The 17,235-nt window shown below is 68.0% G+C and carries 14 protein-coding genes and 1 pseudogene; 8 read left to right on the forward strand and 7 right to left on the reverse strand.

From position 1 onward, the window contains the following. Window positions 1-987 (reverse strand): histidine kinase dimerization/phospho-acceptor domain-containing protein (locus BLW38_RS10325; RefSeq protein ID WP_143040861.1); only part of this gene is annotated, 987 nt, incomplete at its 3' end. A gap of 306 nt (window positions 988-1,293) precedes the next feature. Then, window positions 1,294-1,509, reverse strand: a complete 216-nt coding sequence (locus tag BLW38_RS10330; RefSeq protein WP_092817174.1) for a hypothetical protein — start codon at window positions 1,507-1,509, stop codon at window positions 1,294-1,296. Between the two features lie 167 nt (window positions 1,510-1,676). Between BLW38_RS10330 and BLW38_RS10335 the strand changes: the two genes are divergently transcribed. Further along, a complete protein-coding gene (locus tag BLW38_RS10335; RefSeq protein ID WP_177167481.1) occupies window positions 1,677-2,411 on the forward strand; it encodes a hypothetical protein in 735 nt (244 codons plus the stop codon). Beyond that, the gene (locus BLW38_RS10340) at window positions 2,411-3,589 is read left to right on the forward strand and encodes an inorganic phosphate transporter (RefSeq protein WP_092817175.1); all 1,179 of its coding nucleotides are present in this window, start codon (window positions 2,411-2,413) and stop codon (window positions 3,587-3,589) included. The genes BLW38_RS10335 and BLW38_RS10340 overlap by 1 nt, the downstream gene beginning before the upstream one ends. A gap of 58 nt (window positions 3,590-3,647) precedes the next feature. Here BLW38_RS10340 and BLW38_RS10345 read toward each other — a convergent pair whose 3' ends face one another. After that, a complete protein-coding gene (locus tag BLW38_RS10345; RefSeq protein WP_092817176.1) occupies window positions 3,648-4,262 on the reverse strand; it encodes a hypothetical protein in 615 nt (204 codons plus the stop codon). 227 nt (window positions 4,263-4,489) lie between these two features. On the opposite strand from BLW38_RS10345, the gene fdhF reads away from it, so the two are divergent. Next, window positions 4,490-6,610, forward strand: a complete 2,121-nt coding sequence (gene fdhF / locus BLW38_RS10350) for a formate dehydrogenase subunit alpha (RefSeq protein WP_092817177.1) — start codon at window positions 4,490-4,492, stop codon at window positions 6,608-6,610. Window positions 6,611-6,684: 74 nt separating this feature from the next. Here fdhF and moaC read toward each other — a convergent pair whose 3' ends face one another. The 3 genes from moaC to trxA all read right to left on the reverse strand — a co-directional run bounded on the left by moaC (window position 6,685) and on the right by trxA (window position 9,323). Further along, window positions 6,685-7,299, reverse strand: coding sequence for a cyclic pyranopterin monophosphate synthase MoaC (gene moaC / locus BLW38_RS10355; protein WP_092817178.1), 615 nt, complete (start codon window positions 7,297-7,299; stop codon window positions 6,685-6,687). After that, the gene (locus BLW38_RS10360) at window positions 7,292-8,776 is read right to left on the reverse strand and encodes an NAD(P)H-hydrate dehydratase (protein WP_092817179.1); all 1,485 of its coding nucleotides are present in this window, start codon (window positions 8,774-8,776) and stop codon (window positions 7,292-7,294) included. The genes moaC and BLW38_RS10360 overlap by 8 nt, the downstream gene beginning before the upstream one ends. 67 nt (window positions 8,777-8,843) lie before the next feature. Next, entirely contained in the window at window positions 8,844-9,323 is a 480-nt protein-coding gene (gene trxA / locus BLW38_RS10365) for a thioredoxin (protein ID WP_092817180.1), read from the reverse strand. 208 nt (window positions 9,324-9,531) lie between these two features. Between trxA and BLW38_RS10370 the strand changes: the two genes are divergently transcribed. Together BLW38_RS10370 and BLW38_RS10375 are read left to right on the forward strand one after the other, a co-directional pair. Continuing rightward, window positions 9,532-9,915 carry a hypothetical protein gene (locus tag BLW38_RS10370; RefSeq protein ID WP_092817181.1) on the forward strand — a complete coding sequence of 128 codons (384 nt, stop codon included), beginning with the start codon at window positions 9,532-9,534 and terminating at the stop codon, window positions 9,913-9,915. A 52-nt stretch (window positions 9,916-9,967) separates the two neighbouring features. Then, a complete protein-coding gene (locus tag BLW38_RS10375; RefSeq protein ID WP_092817182.1) occupies window positions 9,968-12,307 on the forward strand; it encodes an ATP-dependent DNA helicase in 2,340 nt (779 codons plus the stop codon). A gap of 41 nt (window positions 12,308-12,348) precedes the next feature. Here the strand turns inward: BLW38_RS10375 and BLW38_RS10380 are convergent, their stop codons facing one another. After that, window positions 12,349-13,071: a 2,5-diamino-6-(ribosylamino)-4(3H)-pyrimidinone 5'-phosphate reductase gene (locus BLW38_RS10380; protein WP_092817183.1), complete on the reverse strand. Its 723-nt coding sequence runs from the start codon at window positions 13,069-13,071 to the stop codon at window positions 12,349-12,351. Between the two features lie 104 nt (window positions 13,072-13,175). Between BLW38_RS10380 and BLW38_RS10385 the strand changes: the two are divergent. The 3 genes and pseudogenes from BLW38_RS10385 to BLW38_RS10395 form a co-directional block, all read left to right on the forward strand. Continuing rightward, window positions 13,176-14,432 (forward strand): annotated as a pseudogene (locus BLW38_RS10385) (Single-stranded DNA binding protein); the annotation flags it as partial. A gap of 110 nt (window positions 14,433-14,542) precedes the next feature. After that, complete coding sequence (locus tag BLW38_RS10390) at window positions 14,543-16,345, forward strand: hypothetical protein (protein ID WP_092817185.1); 1,803 nt, start codon at window positions 14,543-14,545, stop codon at window positions 16,343-16,345. 4 nt (window positions 16,346-16,349) lie between these two features. Next, entirely contained in the window at window positions 16,350-17,153 is an 804-nt protein-coding gene (locus BLW38_RS10395) for a metallophosphoesterase (protein ID WP_092817186.1), read from the forward strand. Window positions 17,154-17,235 lie beyond the last annotated feature (82 nt).

Below are 17,235 nucleotides of genomic sequence, written 5' to 3' on the forward strand. Positions count from 1 at the left end.
CTCGCGAGTGTTGGAGCGGGGGCTCGTCGAGCCGTGCTCGACGGCGTCCTCGCGAGTGTTGGAGCGGGGGCTCGTCGAGCCGTGCTCGACGGCGTTTCGGAACAGGTTCTCGAAGAGTTGTTGTACACGACTCCAATCGCCCGTTATTTCGACGTCCGAACCGATGGTGAGCGTCGCATTTTCCGTCCGGGCGTGCTGCCACGATTCGGTGGCGATGTCGGAAAGCTGGATCGACTCCGTCTCGGCTATCGTCTGGCCCTCCCGCGCGAGGACGAGCAGGTCATCGATCAACGTACCCATCCGATCGAGGGCGTTCCGACAGCGATCGAAGTATTCGGGATCGCCCGTTTGCTCGGCCAGATCGAGATATCCCTCGACGATCCCCAGCGGGTTCCGGAGATCGTGGGAGACGACGCTTGCGAACTCCTCGAGCTGATCGCGTTGCCGTTTGATCCGTTCCCGCGCGCGTTGCTGGAACAGCTCGTAGCTTACCCACTCGGCCATCAGTTCGACGAACACCTCCTCGTTCTCCGAGAACGGCTGATCACGCGGTTCCACATCGGCGAAACAAAAGGTGCCGTAGAGGTCACCGTCGACGATGACTTTGGATCCGATATACGATTCGAGCCCGAAGAACTCGTAGGCCGCATCCTGTTCCCATCCCTCGAGGGAGGCGTGTTGAACCGTGAGCGTGTTCTCCTGCTGAATGGTTTTGCGACAGTACGCCTTCGAAAGCGGACACGACTCGCCGGACTGGAGGCTTTCGTGGTCTCCGCTGGCTTCGACGATGAGTTGTGTTCCGTCCGAGATTTCGGTGAGAAACCCCGCCTGTACCCCCAAGTATTCCCGACCCAGATCCAGCAAGTCCCGCAGTTTGGCTTCGAACGGGCGATCGTAGTCCGACGTGACTCGGTACATCTCCTGAAGCGCCTCGCCGTCGGAGACGCCTGAGCCGGCGGGTGACGAAGCAGTATCGGTCGGGGGCATATGCTGTGCAACAACGCGGAGTGGTTAAATACCTCCTGCCGGTGCGAGCGCGGTGAAGAACGTGGGATGGGGGTTCCTCGAACTGTACCACAAGGAGTGCGCCCGGCGGAACCGCTCGACGGACCGCACCCGGTTCTTCGTCGACGACTGGGCCCCGCGGAGACACGGGACGTGCACGTCAACCTCCGTCTCACGATCCGAAACATCCGCCCCGACACCGGGCCGTTCTCGCTGACCGGCCTCGCACGCTGGGGTCCCGGCGCTCCCGTCTTTCCGTGTCGGGTCCATTGGACGTTGCCCCACAGGTCACAGATCGTACGCCGCTATCAGAACGCGGCTGCCGATCGCCGCGAGACCCGCGAGGAGGACCCCGGCGATGATCGCGATCCGGAGGTCCCCGTTCCACACCGCAACGACGACGAACCCGACCATCCCGATCCCGTTCGCGATCAGCAGCCGAAGCGTTCGCGAGCCGCTCGATCGGGACGCCGGATCGTCCACGGAACGGGAATCGGGATCCATCACGGGACGTCGTTTTTCTCCGCGGAGCAAAGCCGCTTCGCTTGCGGGCCGCATCGGATTTCCGTTTCCGACCCGCGTTCCGATCGGCTTCGATCGGAGTCAGCCACCGCCATCGTTCGGCGGTCGGTATCAACGGGCAAAAGACCCTGGCCCTTCTGGATAGACATATGAAACCCAACCAGATCGACTTCACCGTCGATTTCGCCTACGGGGTGCTGCTCTTTCTTGCGATCGTGCTCATCGTCACGGTCGGGACCGGCGTCGGCATCGCGTTCGGTCTCGGCGCGCTTGTCTCCTATGTGATCCACGTCGGCTGGAAGATGTCCCGGTTCGATCCCGAATGGATGACCGAGGAGGTCACCGAACAGATCGAGGAGACGATCACCGAGGAAGTGACCGAAAGCGTCGGCGAGAAGGTTTCCGAGGACGTCTCGGAGAACGTCGAACGAACGGTCGCTGAAAAGGTCAGTAAGGACGTCGGTGAGCAGGTGACCGCAGAAGTGACCGAGGAGGTTACCCAGAGCGTCGAGCAAAAGGTGACCAAGGAGGTGACCGAGAACGTCGAGGAGGCCCTCTCCGGGGAGATTGACTCGATCATCACCCAGCTCGAGGAGGTCAACGATCGGATCGAGCGGCGACCGAGCCGAACCGAACTGGACGCCACGGATGAGCCGAACGCCGGCGATCGGGGGCGGTACGAGACGGTGGCTCCCGACGCGAGTGATGTGGCGGACGCGGCTGACCGGAACGACACTGCCGAGGAGGACTGGGCGGTCGACGCCAACGAACGGACGACCGATGATGCGGCTGACGAGACGGATGAGGACACCGACGACGCGGACGACGACGGAGAGTCCAGCACAGCACGATCGACGGCAACCACCCAGGAACAGACCGACTGATGGCGGCCGATCCGCTGATCGCCGTCGGCCTCCTCGTCGCGCTGTTCGTCGGGTTCAACATCGGTGGTTCGACGACCGGTCCCGCCTTCGGACCCGCGGTGGGCGCGGGCGTGATCTCGAAGCTGCTGGCCGGCGCGTTGATGTCGATCTTCTTCTTCGGCGGCGCGTGGACGATCGGTCGGCGCGTCGTCGACACGCTCGGTCGGGAGCTCCTGTTCGATGCCGGCGTTTTCACCATCGAGACGAGCATCGTCGTCCTGTTCTTCATCGGCGGCGCGCTCTTCATCGGGAACTACACCGGGGTTCCGGCCTCGACGTCGATGACCGCCGTCGGCGCGATCGCCGGGCTGGGCGTGGCGACCGGCGAGTTGAACTGGGCCGTGATGGGCGAGATCGCCGTCTGGTGGATCGTCGCGCCCCTCGTGGGGTTCTGGGTCTCGGTGATGATCGGTCGGTACATCTACCCGACGATCAACCGCTGGGTCGCGATCACGACGAGCGACGGGTCCCTGATCGTGCTGGATCGGTCGGGGACGATTCCGATCCCTCGTCCCGGACCGAACACCACGCGGCGCGAGTTCGTGGGGACGATCGTGCTCGTCTCCATCAGTTGTCTGATGGCGTTCTCCTCGGGAACCTCCAACATCGCCAACGCGATCGCCCCGCTGTACGGCGCCGGTGTGGAGCTGAACCTGCTGTTGCTTCTCGGCTCGGGCGCGGTGGCTCTGGGTGCGCTCACGATCGCTCGCCGCACGCTCGATACGCTCGGCAACAACCTCACCGACCTGCCGCTCACCGCGGCGATCGTCGTCGCGCTCGTCTCGTCGGGGATCGTCATCGGTCTGTCGGCGATCGGTATCCCGGCTTCGTTCGTGATCATCGCGACGATGTCGATCGTAGGGCTGGGGTGGGGACGCGCAACCCGTACGACGACGCTGTCGGACGGCATCCGTGGCGAGGAAGAGACCACGGTGTCCGTGGGCGCGCTCGCCGCCGAGGAGCCCGGCGAGAAGGCGCCGACCCTCGGTGAGGAGAGCCCGGCGGACATCCCCAGCGCGGCCGACCTCTTCGACCCGGCCACCACCGGTCGCGTCATCCTGATGCAGAACCTCGTCCCGGTCCTCTCGACGGGCGGCGCGTACCTGACGTTCTGGCTGCTCTTTCGGTTCGTGTGGTGATCTGGCCGCTCCGTCGCTCCCGGCCCGGACCCGGATCGTCGCGGTTCGTCCCGTCCCGCTAGTCGTCGCGATCCTGCCCGCCGCCGCCATCGGCTCCGTGCCGCCAGAGCGCGTGCGTGATCGCCGGGAGGTCGTGTCCGGTCTCCCCGGCGATCTCCAGACACGCCGATCGGTAGCGGCGGTAGTCGTCGACCCCGAGCAGGTCGGGATACGGTTCCGCGATCGTGCCGCACTCCCGAAGCGCCCGCCACTCGCGTTCGCTCACGACTGGATACGACTCGGGATCGAGGAACGCGAGAAACGCCGAGGCGACTCCGACGTCGACCCCCTCGAGCGCGGTGAGCTCCGTGACCGCGCCCGCCACGTCCTCCTCCTCGATGCGGTCTGCCGCGGTCGTGATGGCCGCGATCACGTCGTCGAAGGGGTTCGACTCGAACCGTTCCTCGACCGCGCGGCGATCCCGATCCGGGTACGCGCCGAGGTGCCGTCGGAAGTACCACCGGACCACCCACTCCGCGTCCCGCCGGCCGAACTCGCCGGCACGGAACGCCTCGGGCAGCGTCTCGCGTTGTTCCTGTTCCACCGCGTAGATCGGTTCGGTTTCCCGATACGCCGCGGAGAGCTCCGCGATCGTGTCGGCGGTGAGGTCGGGGTCGGTGGCGGCGTTGGTCATCTCACGTGTTGCTTCGGGACAGAAGTCCCTGAACGTTTCCCGACGCGTCGATCGGTTATGATCGGTCCCGATCGGTGCGGTCGTTTCGGTCGGTGTGGTTGTCTCGGTCGATGTGGTCGTTTCGGTCGATGTGGTTGTCTCGGTCGGTGCGGTCGAGATCGACCAACACACTCATACCCAGAGAGTTCGTCCGTTTAGACATATGTACGCACACGGGGAGGGAATCCATGTCCAGTGAGGAATCGGAACCGGTCAAGACGATCTGTCCGTACTGCGGCGTCGGCTGTGGGATCCAGGTCGACCAGGGCGAGGATCCCGGCGACGTGCAGTTCCGCCCGTGGGGCGAGGCCCCGGTCAACGAGGGACGGATCTGCATCAAGGGCGGCGCGGCGACGCAGGTCGTGAACCACGAGGACCGTCTGACCGACCCGCTGATCAAGGAGGACGGCGAGTTCCGCGAGGCGACCTGGGAGGAGGCGTACGGTCGCGTCGTCGACGAGCTCGAGCGCATCCGCGAGGAGAACGGCCCGGACGCGATGGGCTTTTTCGGCTCCTCGAAGACGATGAACGAGGAGAACTACCTCCTCCAGAAGCTCGCCCGACGATACGGCACCAACAACGTCGACAACTGCACGCGGATGTGTCACGCCTCGACGGTCTACGCGCTGCGCAAGAGCCTCGGCGCGGGCGCGATGACCAACAGTATGGCCGACCTCGAGGAGGCGGCCGACGTCTTCTGGATCCAGGGGGCAAACCCCGGCGAGCAGCACCCGATCGCCAACAGCCAGTACTTCCGGCAGGCGGTGCTCGAGGGTGCGACCGTCATTCAGGTTGACCCGCACGCCAACAAGACGACGCGGTCGTTCCAGATCGACGAGACCGACCGCCATATGCACCTCCAACTGGAGCCGGGAACGGACATCCCGCTGCTCAACATCGTCCTCAAGACGGTCCTCGAGAACGACTGGGTCGATGAGGAGTTCATCAAGTCGCGAACGGAGGGCTTCGACCACCTCCTGGAAACCCTCGAGGATTTCGACAAGGAGGCCGCCGCCGAGGAGTGCGGCGTCCCGCTCGAGGACATCGAGCTGGCCGCAGAGAAGTACGCGAAGGCGAACAACGCCGCCATCTTCACCGGGATGGGGATGAGCCAGCACACCTGCGGCGTCGACAACGTCCAAAACGAGATCAACCTCGCGCTCGCCACGGGCAACCTCGGCAGACCCGGTACCGGGGTCAACCCGCTGCGTGGACAGAACAACGTCCAGGGGACCTCCGACGTCGGCGCGATGCCGAACGTCCTGCCGGGCTACCAGCCCGTCGACGACGACGAGGCCCGCGAGAGCGTCGAGGAGGTCTGGGGCTTCGAGGTGCCCGACGAGCCCGGGCTCACCAACGTCGAGATTTCCCACGAGGCGGGCGACTCGATCAAGGGGCTCTACATCATGGGCGAGAACCCGGTGATGTCCGAGCCGGACGCAAACCGCGTCGCCGAGCGCCTACAGGATCTCGAGTTCACCGTCGTCCAGGACATCTTCATGACCGAGACCGCGGAGTACGCCGACGTGATCCTTCCGGCGACCACGTGGGCCGAACGCGGCGGAACCGTCACCAACACCGACCGGCGCGTCCAGCGAATGCGCGGCGTCGACAAGGTCCACGAGAACACGAAACACGACCTCGAGATCGTCTCGGAGGTCGGCCGACGCCTCTTCGGCGAGGACGGCGGCTTCGACTTCGAGGACCCGGAAGACGTCTTCGAGGAGCTGCGTGAGGTCTGTCCGATCTACTACGGGATGACCTACGACGCCCTCGGCGAGGAGGGACTCCACTGGCCCTGCTACGAGGAAGGTGACGAGGGGGACCCGTTCCTCTACGAGGACTCCTTCGACACCGAAAGCGGGCGCGGCCACATCGAGGGCGTTCGCCATCAGCCGCCCAAGGAGACGCCCGACGAGGAGTACCCGCTGATCCTCACCACCGCCCGTCTCGAGGAACACTACAACACGGGGACGATGAGCCGACGCTCCCCGCGACTCCACAACCAGCACCCGGAGAACTTCGTCGACATCCACCCGAACGACGCCGAGCGGTACGGCGTCGAGGACGGCGACTACGTGAGGATCTCCTCACGCCGCGGGGAGATCGAGGTGAAGGCGCAGGTCACCGAGGACATCAAGGAGGGCGTCATCTGGACGACGCCGCACTTCGCGGCCGCCTCCGGAAACGTCCTCACGAACGACGTGCTCGACGAGCGCGCGAAGATACCCGAGTACAAGGCCGCAGCAGCCGAGATCGAGGTTTCGGTCGACGCCGGCGGCGCCGATAACGCACCCGCGGACGACTGATCGCGGACGACTGATCGCGGACGGTCGATCGCGGGCGTGTCCGCAAGGGCGTCTCCCGGATCCGCACACGACGGTCACTCGAGCGCGCGCTTTTCCTTTTCGAGAACCTCGACGTCCGCGATCCGCGTGTCCGGATAGCCGCCGTCGGCGGTCTTCTCTGCCGCCTTCACCATGTCCCAGACCACGTTCAGGCCGGTGGTGACCCCCTCGAGCGCCTCCATCTCGCAGCCGGTCTTGCCGGTTGTCTCGACGGCGACGGTGGCGACGACGCGGTCGGATTCGACGGTGAAGTCGGTCTCGACGTTCGTGATCGGGATCTGGTGACACATCGGGATCGTCTCCCAGGTGTGTTTGACCGCCTGTACCGCGCCGATCCGGGCGGTCGCGAGCACGTCGCCCTTTCCGATCGCGTCGGCCTCGATCGCCCCGATGGTCGACGGCGTGAGATGGATCACGCCGCGGGCGACCGCGCGCCGGGCCGTATCGGGTTTGTCGCCGACGTCGACCATCTGGACGTCCCCGTCGTCGGTGGTGTGGGTAAGTTCGTCCGCGTCGGTCGTGTCCGGGTCGGCTGCATCCGCCTCGTCCGCGTCGGTCGTGTCCGGGTCGGCTGCATCCGCCTCGTCCACGTCCGGATCGGCCGGCCCCGAACCGGGATCGGCCTCGCCGTCTCCGTCGTCCTCACGCATCGGTCCGCACCGCCTCCGGGATCCGGTCGATCAGGTCGGTTGCGACTAGTCCGTATCCCTGATCCTCGACGACCAGGTCGCCCGCGCGTCCGTTCGCGTAGGCGCCGATCGCCGCGGCTTGCAGGGGGCGTTGTGTGCACGCGACCGCGCCGACGGCGCCGGCGAGCACATCGCCGGTCCCGCCGACGGTCATCCCGGGGTTCCCGGTCCGGTTCACCCGGAGGTTTTCGCCGTCGGTGATCACGTCGTAGGCGCCCTTCACGAGGACGGTCTGTCCCAGATCGGCGGCGAACTCCCGAACCAGATCGGAACGTTCGCGCCAGTCGTCGGCGCTCGGCCCGCCCATTGCCCGCAGCTCTCCCTGATGGGGAGTACACACGAGCGTGGCGTCGGTTTCGACGTTCGGGACGACCTGCAGCGCGTCAGCGTCGATCACGGCACGTCCGTCGTACGCCTCGAGGAAGCGCTCCACCGCCGTCAGCGTCGGATCCGCGTCGCCGAGGCCGGGGCCGAAAACGACGACGTCCCGTCCGGAAGCGAGCTCACTGATCCGGTCGAGGTGCTCGGGCTCGAGGATCTCGCCAGGGAATCCGTGCACGATCAGGTTCTCGGAGAAGCCCTGTACCTCGCGGGCGATCGACTCCGGACAGGCGACGTGGACGAGGTCGGCGCCGGCACGCAACGCCGCCCGTGCCGCCAGCGTCGGCGCACCGGTGTAGGGACCGCCACCGACGATCAGCACCTCGCCGTGGTCTCCCTTGTGGCTCATCGGGTCCCGGTCCAGTCCCAAGAGATCGCCGGGTCCGGTGAACAACTCGGCGGCGTCCGGGATCCCGATGTCGGCGACGGCCACCGTCGCCTCGGCGTCCGTCGCCGACGCCAGCCCCGGCTTGGCGTCGTGGAACGTCACGATCCGGTCGGCGGGGACCGCGACCCGTTCCCCGTCGGGACCGACCGCGATCTCGCCCGTATCGGCGTCGACGCCGGAGGGGACGTCGACCGCGAGAACGGCCGTATCCGTGCCGGACGCTGCCTCCGTAATGCGTTTCGCGACCGTTCGTTCCGGCTCTCGGAGGGGACCTGACACGCCGGTCCCGAGCATCGCGTCGACGATGACGTCCGCATCCCAGAGTGCCAGTCGGTCGGGTTCGCCGGTCGGGTCGACGACCGCCTCGGCGTCGATCTCCGCCGCGTCGAGCGCGTCCCAGTTCTCCCGAGCGATCGCGGTCGATATCGATTCGGAACGCCCGAGCAGCCGGACGCGAACGTCGTACTCCGACAGAAAGCGGGCCGCGACGAATGCGTCGCCGCCGTTGTTCCCGCGCCCGCACACCACCGTCACCGTCGCACCCGGGTCGGCGATCGTTCGGACCTCACGGGCGATCGCGTTGCCCGCCGACTCCATCAGCTGTTTGCGGGGGACGCCGAGGGCCGCCGCGTTGGCGTCGACCGCCGCCATTCGGTCGGCTGTGATCATTCAGTGATCGCTTCGGCTGGACCCGGATTAATCGTTCGGGAAGCCGGACCGGAACCGATCCTCGACGCTAGGCGGCGTGCTGATCGATCACCGACCGGAGCCGCTCCTCGTTCTGCGCGCCGACGAGGCGTTCGACCGGCTCGCCGTCGCGGAACAGCAACAACGTCGGGAGCCCTCGTACCCCGTACTGCCCCGTCAGGTTCTGATGCACGTCGGCGTCGACCTTCAGCACCGTCGCCGGGGTCGTGGCGGCGACGTCCTCGAGAACCGGTTCGAGCATCTTGCAGGGACCACACCAGTCCGCGTAGAAATCGACGAGGACGAGGTCGTGGCCCGCAAGTTCCTCCTCGAAGGAGCCGCCCTCGTAGTGGATCGGTTCGTCCGGCGACTCGGCTGCCGCTGCCGCTGCTCCGTCGTCGGTCTCGGTGGCATCGGCCTCCGTGCCGAGCGCTCCGTTTTCGGCTTTTTCCCGTAGTCTCGAGAGCTTGCGTTCGCGGATCGCTTCGAGGTCGTCGCCGCCGGACTCGCTCGGTGGTGAATCGCTCATACGGGCGATAGCCGCTCGACGGTTGTAAGCGGTTCGGTAGAAATGTGTAAAACACACACGATCGTCGTCCGGTTGGCCACACTCGGGTCGTTTCGCGCTCCAAGCGGTCCGCACCGCGGTCCGCCCGCGCACCGATCGGTCCGAACCCGATCCGGTGTGACCGTGATCGCCGACAACCCTTTCGCCGGGCGGCCACGCAGTCGACGGTATGGCCGACCCGTCCCCCTCGGCGTCGTGGCACCGTGAGTTCTGGGGCTGGACCGGGGCGGCGTTGTTCCTGTTGATCACCGTCGACCTCCTAACGTCGATGTACGCGGTCGCCGTCGTCGGCGTCGAACACGAGTCGAATCCGGTGATGGCGTGGCTGCTCACGCGACCGCTGTCGGTGCTCGTCGGAGCCCACCTGGCGGCTGCCGGGCTGCTCATCGTGTTGTTCTACGGCCTCGCCCAACTGGTCCGGGAGACGCCCGCGCCGAATCGAGGACCGTTCAAACGGCTGATCGAGGGATTCCTGGGGCTCCTGCTCGCGGCGGGGCTGTTCGTGTTCGCGAACAACCTCGCGGTGATCGTCTACGGGCGCAGCCTCCTGTGACCGGGACGCGACGAACGAACCTTTAACCGGGAAACCGCACTACCCCGTGGCAGTGAGTTCCCAGTCACCCTGGTCTGACGTGTTCGGTCACGCGGAGCCGTATCCCGAGCAGGCCGAGGGGATCGACGCGGCGATCGAGGCCGCCAACGAGGGGGGCTTCCTCGCGCTGGAGGGCGCCTGCGGGACGGGGAAGACGATGCTCGCGCTGACGGCCGGGATCGACCGCGTTCGCGACCCGGACTCGCCGTTCGAGCGCGTGTTCGTCCTCACGAGCGTGAAACAGCAGCTTCGCCAGTTCGAGGAGGACCTGCGGACGATCAACGGGAACCTTCCCGATGACCACCGGCCGGTCTCGGGGATCACCCTCGTCGGCAAGGCGGACGTCTGTCCGTACGCCCGCGAGAACCGGGGCGGGATCGACACGACGAACGTCTACGAGCGCTGTGAGGGGCTCCGCGATCGGACTCGGTCGCTCGTCGGAGACGGGGGATCGACGACCGCGGAGTCGCTCGCCGCGAACGCCCGCAGCCAGCAGGTCGGCCTCGCGGACTCGGGCGGCTCGGCCGGGACGGGAGGGGCGGAGTTCCTCTCGGTCGACGGCGAACCGACCCCCTACCGACCCGATACCGAGGAACACGAGGGGACCGAGTACTGCCCGTTCTACGCCGGCTTCCTCGCTGACCTCCCGGAGGACGGCGAGCCCGTCGAGGCCGTGCCCTTCGATGTGACCGACCGTGGCCACGTCGACGCGACGGAACTGGTCCGCCTGGCGGCCGGAGCGGGGTCGTGTCCCCACTCCGTGATGGGGGCGCTCGTTCCCACGGTCGAGGTGGTGATCGGGAACTATTACCACGCCTTCGACCCGACGACGACCGGCTCGTTCACCGGCGCGCTGCTCGACGAGTCGACCTTCGTTGTCTGCGACGAGGCCCATATGCTCGAACCGCGCGTGCGGGACCTCGTGAGCGACGGGGTCGCGGACCGGAGCCTTCGGGACGCGATCAACGAGCTCACCCGCGTGGTGCAGCCGGTCCGGTTCGACGACGAGGGGCAATACACCGACGACGCCGACGTCGTGCGGGGTGAGATCGCGGACAGCGACGTCTCGATCGAGGACGTCGAGCGCGTCCGCGAGTTCTACGAGGCGCTGCGCGGCGAGCTCGACCGGCGCGTCGTCGAGTATCTCGACCGCGAGCAGCCGGACTGGCGTGCGGACCCCGACCGACTCGAGGACGCCGAGATCCCGCTTCGGGACCCCGACTCGCCGGGCGTCGACGCGATCTCGGAGTGGGCCGAGACGAACGACTACGGGGACCGCGTGTGGGCGCTCGCGCCGGCGGTCGGCGCGGTGGCCGAGCGCGTGCTCCACGAGCTTGAGGGAGAGGACGCCCAACGCGCGGCGCCGGGCGTCGGACGGACGGTGAACGCGTGGTACCGCGAGGACCACGAGACGTTCTTCCGGGCGATCGCCCTGGAGCGAACCTGGGACGAGACCGAGCCGCCGGACGACTGGCGGCGCGTCTACAACGCGCGGCTCGCCCTGTTCAACTGCCTGCCGAGCCGCGCCATCGGCGATCGACTCGCCGAGTTCGGCGGCGGCATCCTGATGAGCGCGACGCTCGAACCGATGGACGTCTTCCGGGAGGTGACTGGCCTCGACCATCTCGCCGAGTCAGGTCGGCCGGTGCTCGAACGCACCCACGGGCTCACGTTCCCGCCAGAGAACCGCGAGAGCCTCGCCGTCGACGTTCCGAAGTACACCCACGACAACCGCGGCGCACCGGGCGAGGGGACCGAGACCCGCCTCGCGCACCTGGACGCGACCGTCGAGGTCGCCCGCCGGCCGGGAAACGTCCTCGTGGGGATGCCGAACTACGCCGAGGCGGAGTGGATGGCCGGCGAGCTCGACGATCGTCTCGAGAAACCGGTCCTGATCGACGAGTCGTCCGGCGATCACGTAACCGAGTCGCTCAAGGACGACTTCTTCGCCGGCGACGGGAAGGTGCTCGTGACGAGCCTCCGCGGCACGCTCACCGAAGGCGTCGACTACCGCGGCGACCGACTCCACGCGGCGGTCGTCTGCGGGGTCCCGATCATCAACACCGCCCGCCCGCGAACCCGCGCGGTCGTGGCCGCCTACGACGAGCGCTTCGGGAACGGCTTCGAGACGGCCTTGACGGTGCCGGCGGTTCGAAAGGCCAGACAGGCGATCGGGCGCGTCATCCGCGGCGCCGACGAGCGCGGCGTTCGCGTCCTGCTCGATGCGCGCTATGCCCGCGACTCCTGGAACGGTGTCCGGGAGTACCTCCCCGAGCACGAACGCGAGGAGTTCCAGCCGGTCAGTCCGGATATGCTCGGAATGGCGCTTGATCGGTTCGAGCGGTCCGAATAGGCCGGGCGGTTCGAGCAGTCCGAGCGGTGCGATCGTGGCGATCAGGCGCCGGATGAGTCGACGTCGTAGGAGAGCACGATCCCGTCGTCGAGCCGCTCGGTTCCGGTGAGCGTCAGCGACGGGAACGAATCGGTGAAGCCGTCACCGTCGGCAAGGGTCGGTGCGTCCCGGCCGCCGATCACCATCGACCCGACGTAGACCGACAGCTCGTCGACCAAGCCGGCGTCGAACAGCGAGAAGATCACCTCGCCACCGCCCTCGACGATAATCCGGTCGATCCCGTGGTCCGCGAGCGCGTCGAGACCGGCCGTAAGGTCGACGCGGGCCGGCGAGGAGTCGTCGCCGTCGTTCTCTCCCTCCGGCACATCCGGCCCGTTCCCGGTCTCGATCACCGTCGCGCCGGCCGCCTCGAGCGCCGCGCGGCGGTCGGGGGAGATGGCGGCACCGGCGAGCAGGTACGTCGTGGCCGCGTCATCGAGGATCCGTGCGTCGGTCGGGGTTCGACCGCGCGAGTCGACGACGACGCGGGCCGGGTTTCCCGATCGTCCGTTCCGCAGTCGGCCGACGCGACGGTCCTCCTCGGTGAGCGTGAGATGTGGGTCGTCGGCCAGCACGGTCCCGACACCGACGAGGACGGCGTCGGCCGCCGCGCGGATCCGGTCGACGCGGTCGAAGTCCTCGGAGCCGGAGATGCGGAGCTGCTCGCGCCGCCGCGTGGCGAGCTTCCCGTCGACGCTCTGGGCGGCGTTGACGACGACGTGCATATCGCGACGTCTGCCCGCGGCGTCATTGTCGTTTCGGTGTCTTCAGGGCGCCGTACTTCGCCCGCGAGCAACCCTTTTGTGCGGCGGCGCCGAATCCCGCTTCGATGGACGTAGATGCACACGCCGAGGAACTCGCCTCCACCCTCGGCATTGACAAAGCGGAGGTCAAAGCGGACCTGGAGAACCTACTGGAGTACAGCGTCCCGATCGACGAGGCCAAACAGAGCGTTCGGCGGAAACACGGCGGCGGAAGCGGCGGATCCTCGCCGTCGCCGACGACCGTCGACCTGGCCGAGATCACGACGGATCACGGCAACGTGACGGTCACCGTGCGCGTGCTCACGGTCGGCACACGAACGATCCGGTATCAGGGTGAGGACATCACGATCCGGGAGGGCGAGCTGGCGGACGGAACCGGACGGATATCCTACACCGCCTGGCAGGACTTCGGGTTCGAACCCGGCGACTCGCTGACGATCGGCAACGCCGGCGTCCGCGAGTGGGAGGGCGAGCCGGAGCTCAACCTCGGGGACGCGACGACGGTCGCGATCGCCGACGATGACGTGACCGTCGACGCCACGATCGGCGGGGACCGGGATCTGATCGACCTCGATCCCGGCGACCGCGGGCGGAACATCGAGGTCCGCGTGCTCAAGGTCGACTCGAAGACGATCTCGGGCCGCGACGGCGAGACACCGATCCTCGAGGGCGTCGTCGGCGACGAGACCGCGCGGCTTCCCTTCACCGACTGGGACCCGCGATCGACCGTCGAGGCCGGCGCCGACCTCCGGATCGAGGACGTGTACGTCCGGGAGTTCCGCGGCGTCCCCTCGATCAACCTCACCGCGTTCTCCACCGTCACGCCGCTTCCGGACCCGGTGCCGGTCAACGAGAACGCACCCCGGCTGTCGATCGCCGACGCCATCGATACCGGCGGGATGTTCGACGTCGAGGTCGTCGGTACCGTCCTCGACCTTCGTGAGGGCTCGGGGTTCATCGAGCGCTGTCCCGACTGCGGTCGCGTGCTCCAGAGCGGCCAGTGCCGAAGCCACGGCGACGTCGAGGGGGAAGACGACCTCCGCGTGAGGGCGATCCTCGACGACGGCACCGCCACGACGACGGTCGTCCTCAATGCCGACCTGACGGCCGACGTCTACGGCGGCGGACTCGAGGACGCCCGTGAGGCCGCCCGCGAGGCGATGGACAAGTCCGTCGTCGCCGAGTCGATCGCGGACGAGCTCGTCGGCCGCGCCTTCCGCGTCCGCGGGAACCTCTCGGTGGACGACTACGGCGCGAATCTCGATGCCGAGACGTTCACGGCCGCGGACGACGATCCGGCCGAGACGGCCCGAAGCGTGCTCTCGACGATCCGGTCGCGAGCCGCGACCGACGGCGGTCGTGAGCGTGCCACGGGAGGAGCCCGAATCGGTGCCGAGGATTCGGATCGTGGCGAAGACACGGAGGCGAATCGATGAGCGGTTCCGATTCCGGACCCGGCACGCGTGAGGTCGCCCATCGGCTCTTCGCGAGCGAGTTCGACGACGCGACGCTATCGTACTCCGAAAGCGACGAGGAACGCGCGCCGAACTACGTCCTCACGCCGCTCGGCGCTCGGGTCAACCGGCTGTTCGTCGTCGGTGTCCTGACCGAGGTCGAGCGTGTGAACGAGGAGACCCGGCGCGGGCGGGTCGTCGACCCCTCGGGCGCATTCGTCACCTACGCCGGCCAGTACCAGCCGGACGAGCAGGCGTTTCTGGAGCGCGCCGAGCCGCCGACGTTCGTCGCGTTGACCGGGAAGGCGCGGACCTTCCAGCCGGAGGATTCCAACCGCGTGTTCACCTCGGTCCGCCCCGAGAGCCTCAACGAGGTCGACGCCGACACCCGCGATCGATGGGTCGTTCGGGCTGCCGAGACGACGCTTAACCGCCTGGCGGTGTTCGAGGCGGCGCTCGACTCGGAGCTCCGCGGCGAGGACCTGCGGACGGCCCTCGAGGCCGGCGGCGCGCCCGCCGCCCTGGCGGAGGGGATCCCGCGGGCGATCGACCACTACGACACCTCCCGGGCGTATCTCGAGGCAACGCGTCGGATGGCGGTCGACGCGCTCGAGCTGATCGCCGGCGAACGCGACGACGTTCGCGCCCCCGACATCACGCCGGACGAGGGCGGGTCAGCGGACGTGGGGGCGCTCCCCGAGACCGACGTCTCGATCGACGCGGCCGCAGTCCGTGAGTCCGCCGGGGCTGACGCGGCTGACGATGGGGGTACGGCTGACACGGGAGACGAGGTGAGCACAGCTGACACGGGAGACGAGGTGAGCACAGCTGACACGGGAGACGAGGTGAGCACAGCTGACACGGGAGACGAGGTGAGCACAGCTGACACGGGAGCCGGGGCGAGCACGGCCGATGTGGAGGCCGACGACGCGAACGACGCCGACGAGCCCGATGACCTCGTCACCGAGACCGCAAGCACCACCACCGACTCCGTGACCGAATCGACGTCCGACGACCCGGATAGCGACGCCGCCGACGCGACCGCCGGGACGGAATCCGCGGACGACGTGTCCGCTTCGGACGCCGACACGGACGAGGAAGCGGAGGTGGACACCGACACGGATACGGACACGGACACGGACACCGGCGGGCTGGAGGACTTCGATACGGACACGGACGCTGCTGCTGACGCTCCCGCCGAGACGACGGCCACCGACGAGATGTACGAGTTCGACGAGGAGGAGCGCGCCGAGATCGAGGACGAGTTCGGAACTGACTTCTCGACCGGGACGGAGGTCGGCGGCCCGGGAGCGGCCGACATCGACGTTCCGGACGCCAACGACCTGGCTGCGTCGGACGAGCCCGGAGTCGACGAGGAGACCGGAGTCGAGGAGGGGCCCGGAGTCGAGGAGGGGCCCGGAGCAACCGCCGAAGGGACCGGATCCCTCGACGAGCCGGACGAGGAGGACCCGTCGGACGTCGACCTCGGCGAACCGGTCGGATCCGCCGGTGAGTCGGACGCCGATGCGACCGCCGAAACCGAAAGCGGCGGGGCTGCGGCGGACGACGGGAGCGATGCAGCGGACCTGGATCTCACCGGCGCGGCGATCGAGGCGATGGATGACCTCGACGACGGCGACGGGGCCGCCCGCCAGGCTGTGATCGACGCGGTCGTCGCGGAGCTCGGCGCGAACCCCGACGCGGTCGCGAACGCGATCGACGACGCGCTGATGAGCGGCAAGTGTTACGAGCCGAGCGACGACCGGCTGAAGGCCATCTGACCGGATGGCCCTCGTCGAACCGGTCCCGGGCGAGCCGGCGGTGGTCGCCGACCTCCCGGACGAGCGTGTGCTCCTGATCGCCGACTACCACGCCGGGATCGAGGCCGGGCTGCGGTACGAACGGGGCGTGGAGTTGGACAGCGATGCGGCGGGGCGCCGCGAGCACGTCCTGTCGCTGCTCGACCGGACGACCGCCGACAGACTGGTGGTGCTCGGCGACCTCGCCCACCGGATCCCCGAGCCCGAGGGCCCCGAACGCGAGGAGATCGAGGCGCTGATCGCTGCCGTCACCGAGCGCGTTCCGATGACGCTCGTGGTCGGCAACCACGACGCCGGCGTCGCCGAATCGGTCGCCGAGCGGGTCGCCGACGGACTAACGGTGATCCCGCCCGAGGGCGGTCGACTGGAGGCGAGGGGGCAGACGGGAAGCACGTCGATCGGGGTCGTACACGGCCACACGTGGCCCGACCCCGACGTGCTCGAGGCGGACGTCGTCTGTCTAGGACACGAACATCCGCAGGTCCGGCTCTCGGACGCGGTCGGCGGCAGTCGTGTCGAACGCGCGTGGCTCCGCGGGTCGCTTCGCGCCGAGGCGTTCGACGCCGCCGAACCGGGATCGACCGCCGTCGAGGCGGTCGAGTCCGACCCCGACGTCGTCGTCTTTCCCGCGTTCAACGAGCGGTCGGGCGGAACCTGGGTGAACGTCGAGGGGAACGGGTTCCTCTCGCCGTTCCTCCCGGACGCGCTCGACGACGCGGAGGCATACCTCCTCGACGGAACGCGGCTCGGTCCTTACCGGGACGTCTAGCGGATCGGGCGAACGGACGGTACGTGACCGACGATCGTGGACGTGACGGCACGGTGCGGGATGGGACGTGACGGAGCGTGTG

Origin of the sequence: Halopenitus malekzadehii (assembly GCF_900108505.1) — an archaeon.
GTDB lineage: Archaea > Halobacteriota > Halobacteria > Halobacteriales > Haloferacaceae > Halopenitus > Halopenitus malekzadehii.

Bases quoted from the DNA above. Each gene is read 5' to 3' on its own strand.
- BLW38_RS10395 (WP_092817186.1), top strand. From the start codon at position 16,350: ATGGCCCTCGTCGAACCGGTCCCGGGCGAGCCGGCGGTGGTCGCCGAC.
- BLW38_RS10360 (WP_092817179.1), bottom strand. From the start codon at position 8,776: ATGATCACAGCCGACCGAATGGCGGCGGTCGACGCCAACGCGGCGGCC.
- moaC (WP_092817178.1), bottom strand. From the start codon at position 7,299: ATGCGTGAGGACGACGGAGACGGCGAGGCCGATCCCGGTTCGGGGCCG.
- BLW38_RS10330 (WP_092817174.1), bottom strand. From the start codon at position 1,509: ATGGATCCCGATTCCCGTTCCGTGGACGATCCGGCGTCCCGATCGAGC.
- BLW38_RS10345 (WP_092817176.1), bottom strand. From the start codon at position 4,262: ATGACCAACGCCGCCACCGACCCCGACCTCACCGCCGACACGATCGCG.
- BLW38_RS10380 (WP_092817183.1), bottom strand. From the start codon at position 13,071: ATGCACGTCGTCGTCAACGCCGCCCAGAGCGTCGACGGGAAGCTCGCC.
- BLW38_RS10340 (WP_092817175.1), top strand. From the start codon at position 2,411: ATGGCGGCCGATCCGCTGATCGCCGTCGGCCTCCTCGTCGCGCTGTTC.
- fdhF (WP_092817177.1), top strand. From the start codon at position 4,490: ATGTCCAGTGAGGAATCGGAACCGGTCAAGACGATCTGTCCGTACTGC.
- BLW38_RS10390 (WP_092817185.1), top strand. From the start codon at position 14,543: ATGAGCGGTTCCGATTCCGGACCCGGCACGCGTGAGGTCGCCCATCGG.
- BLW38_RS10335 (WP_177167481.1), top strand. From the start codon at position 1,677: ATGAAACCCAACCAGATCGACTTCACCGTCGATTTCGCCTACGGGGTG.
- BLW38_RS10370 (WP_092817181.1), top strand. From the start codon at position 9,532: ATGGCCGACCCGTCCCCCTCGGCGTCGTGGCACCGTGAGTTCTGGGGC.
- trxA (WP_092817180.1), bottom strand. From the start codon at position 9,323: ATGAGCGATTCACCACCGAGCGAGTCCGGCGGCGACGACCTCGAAGCG.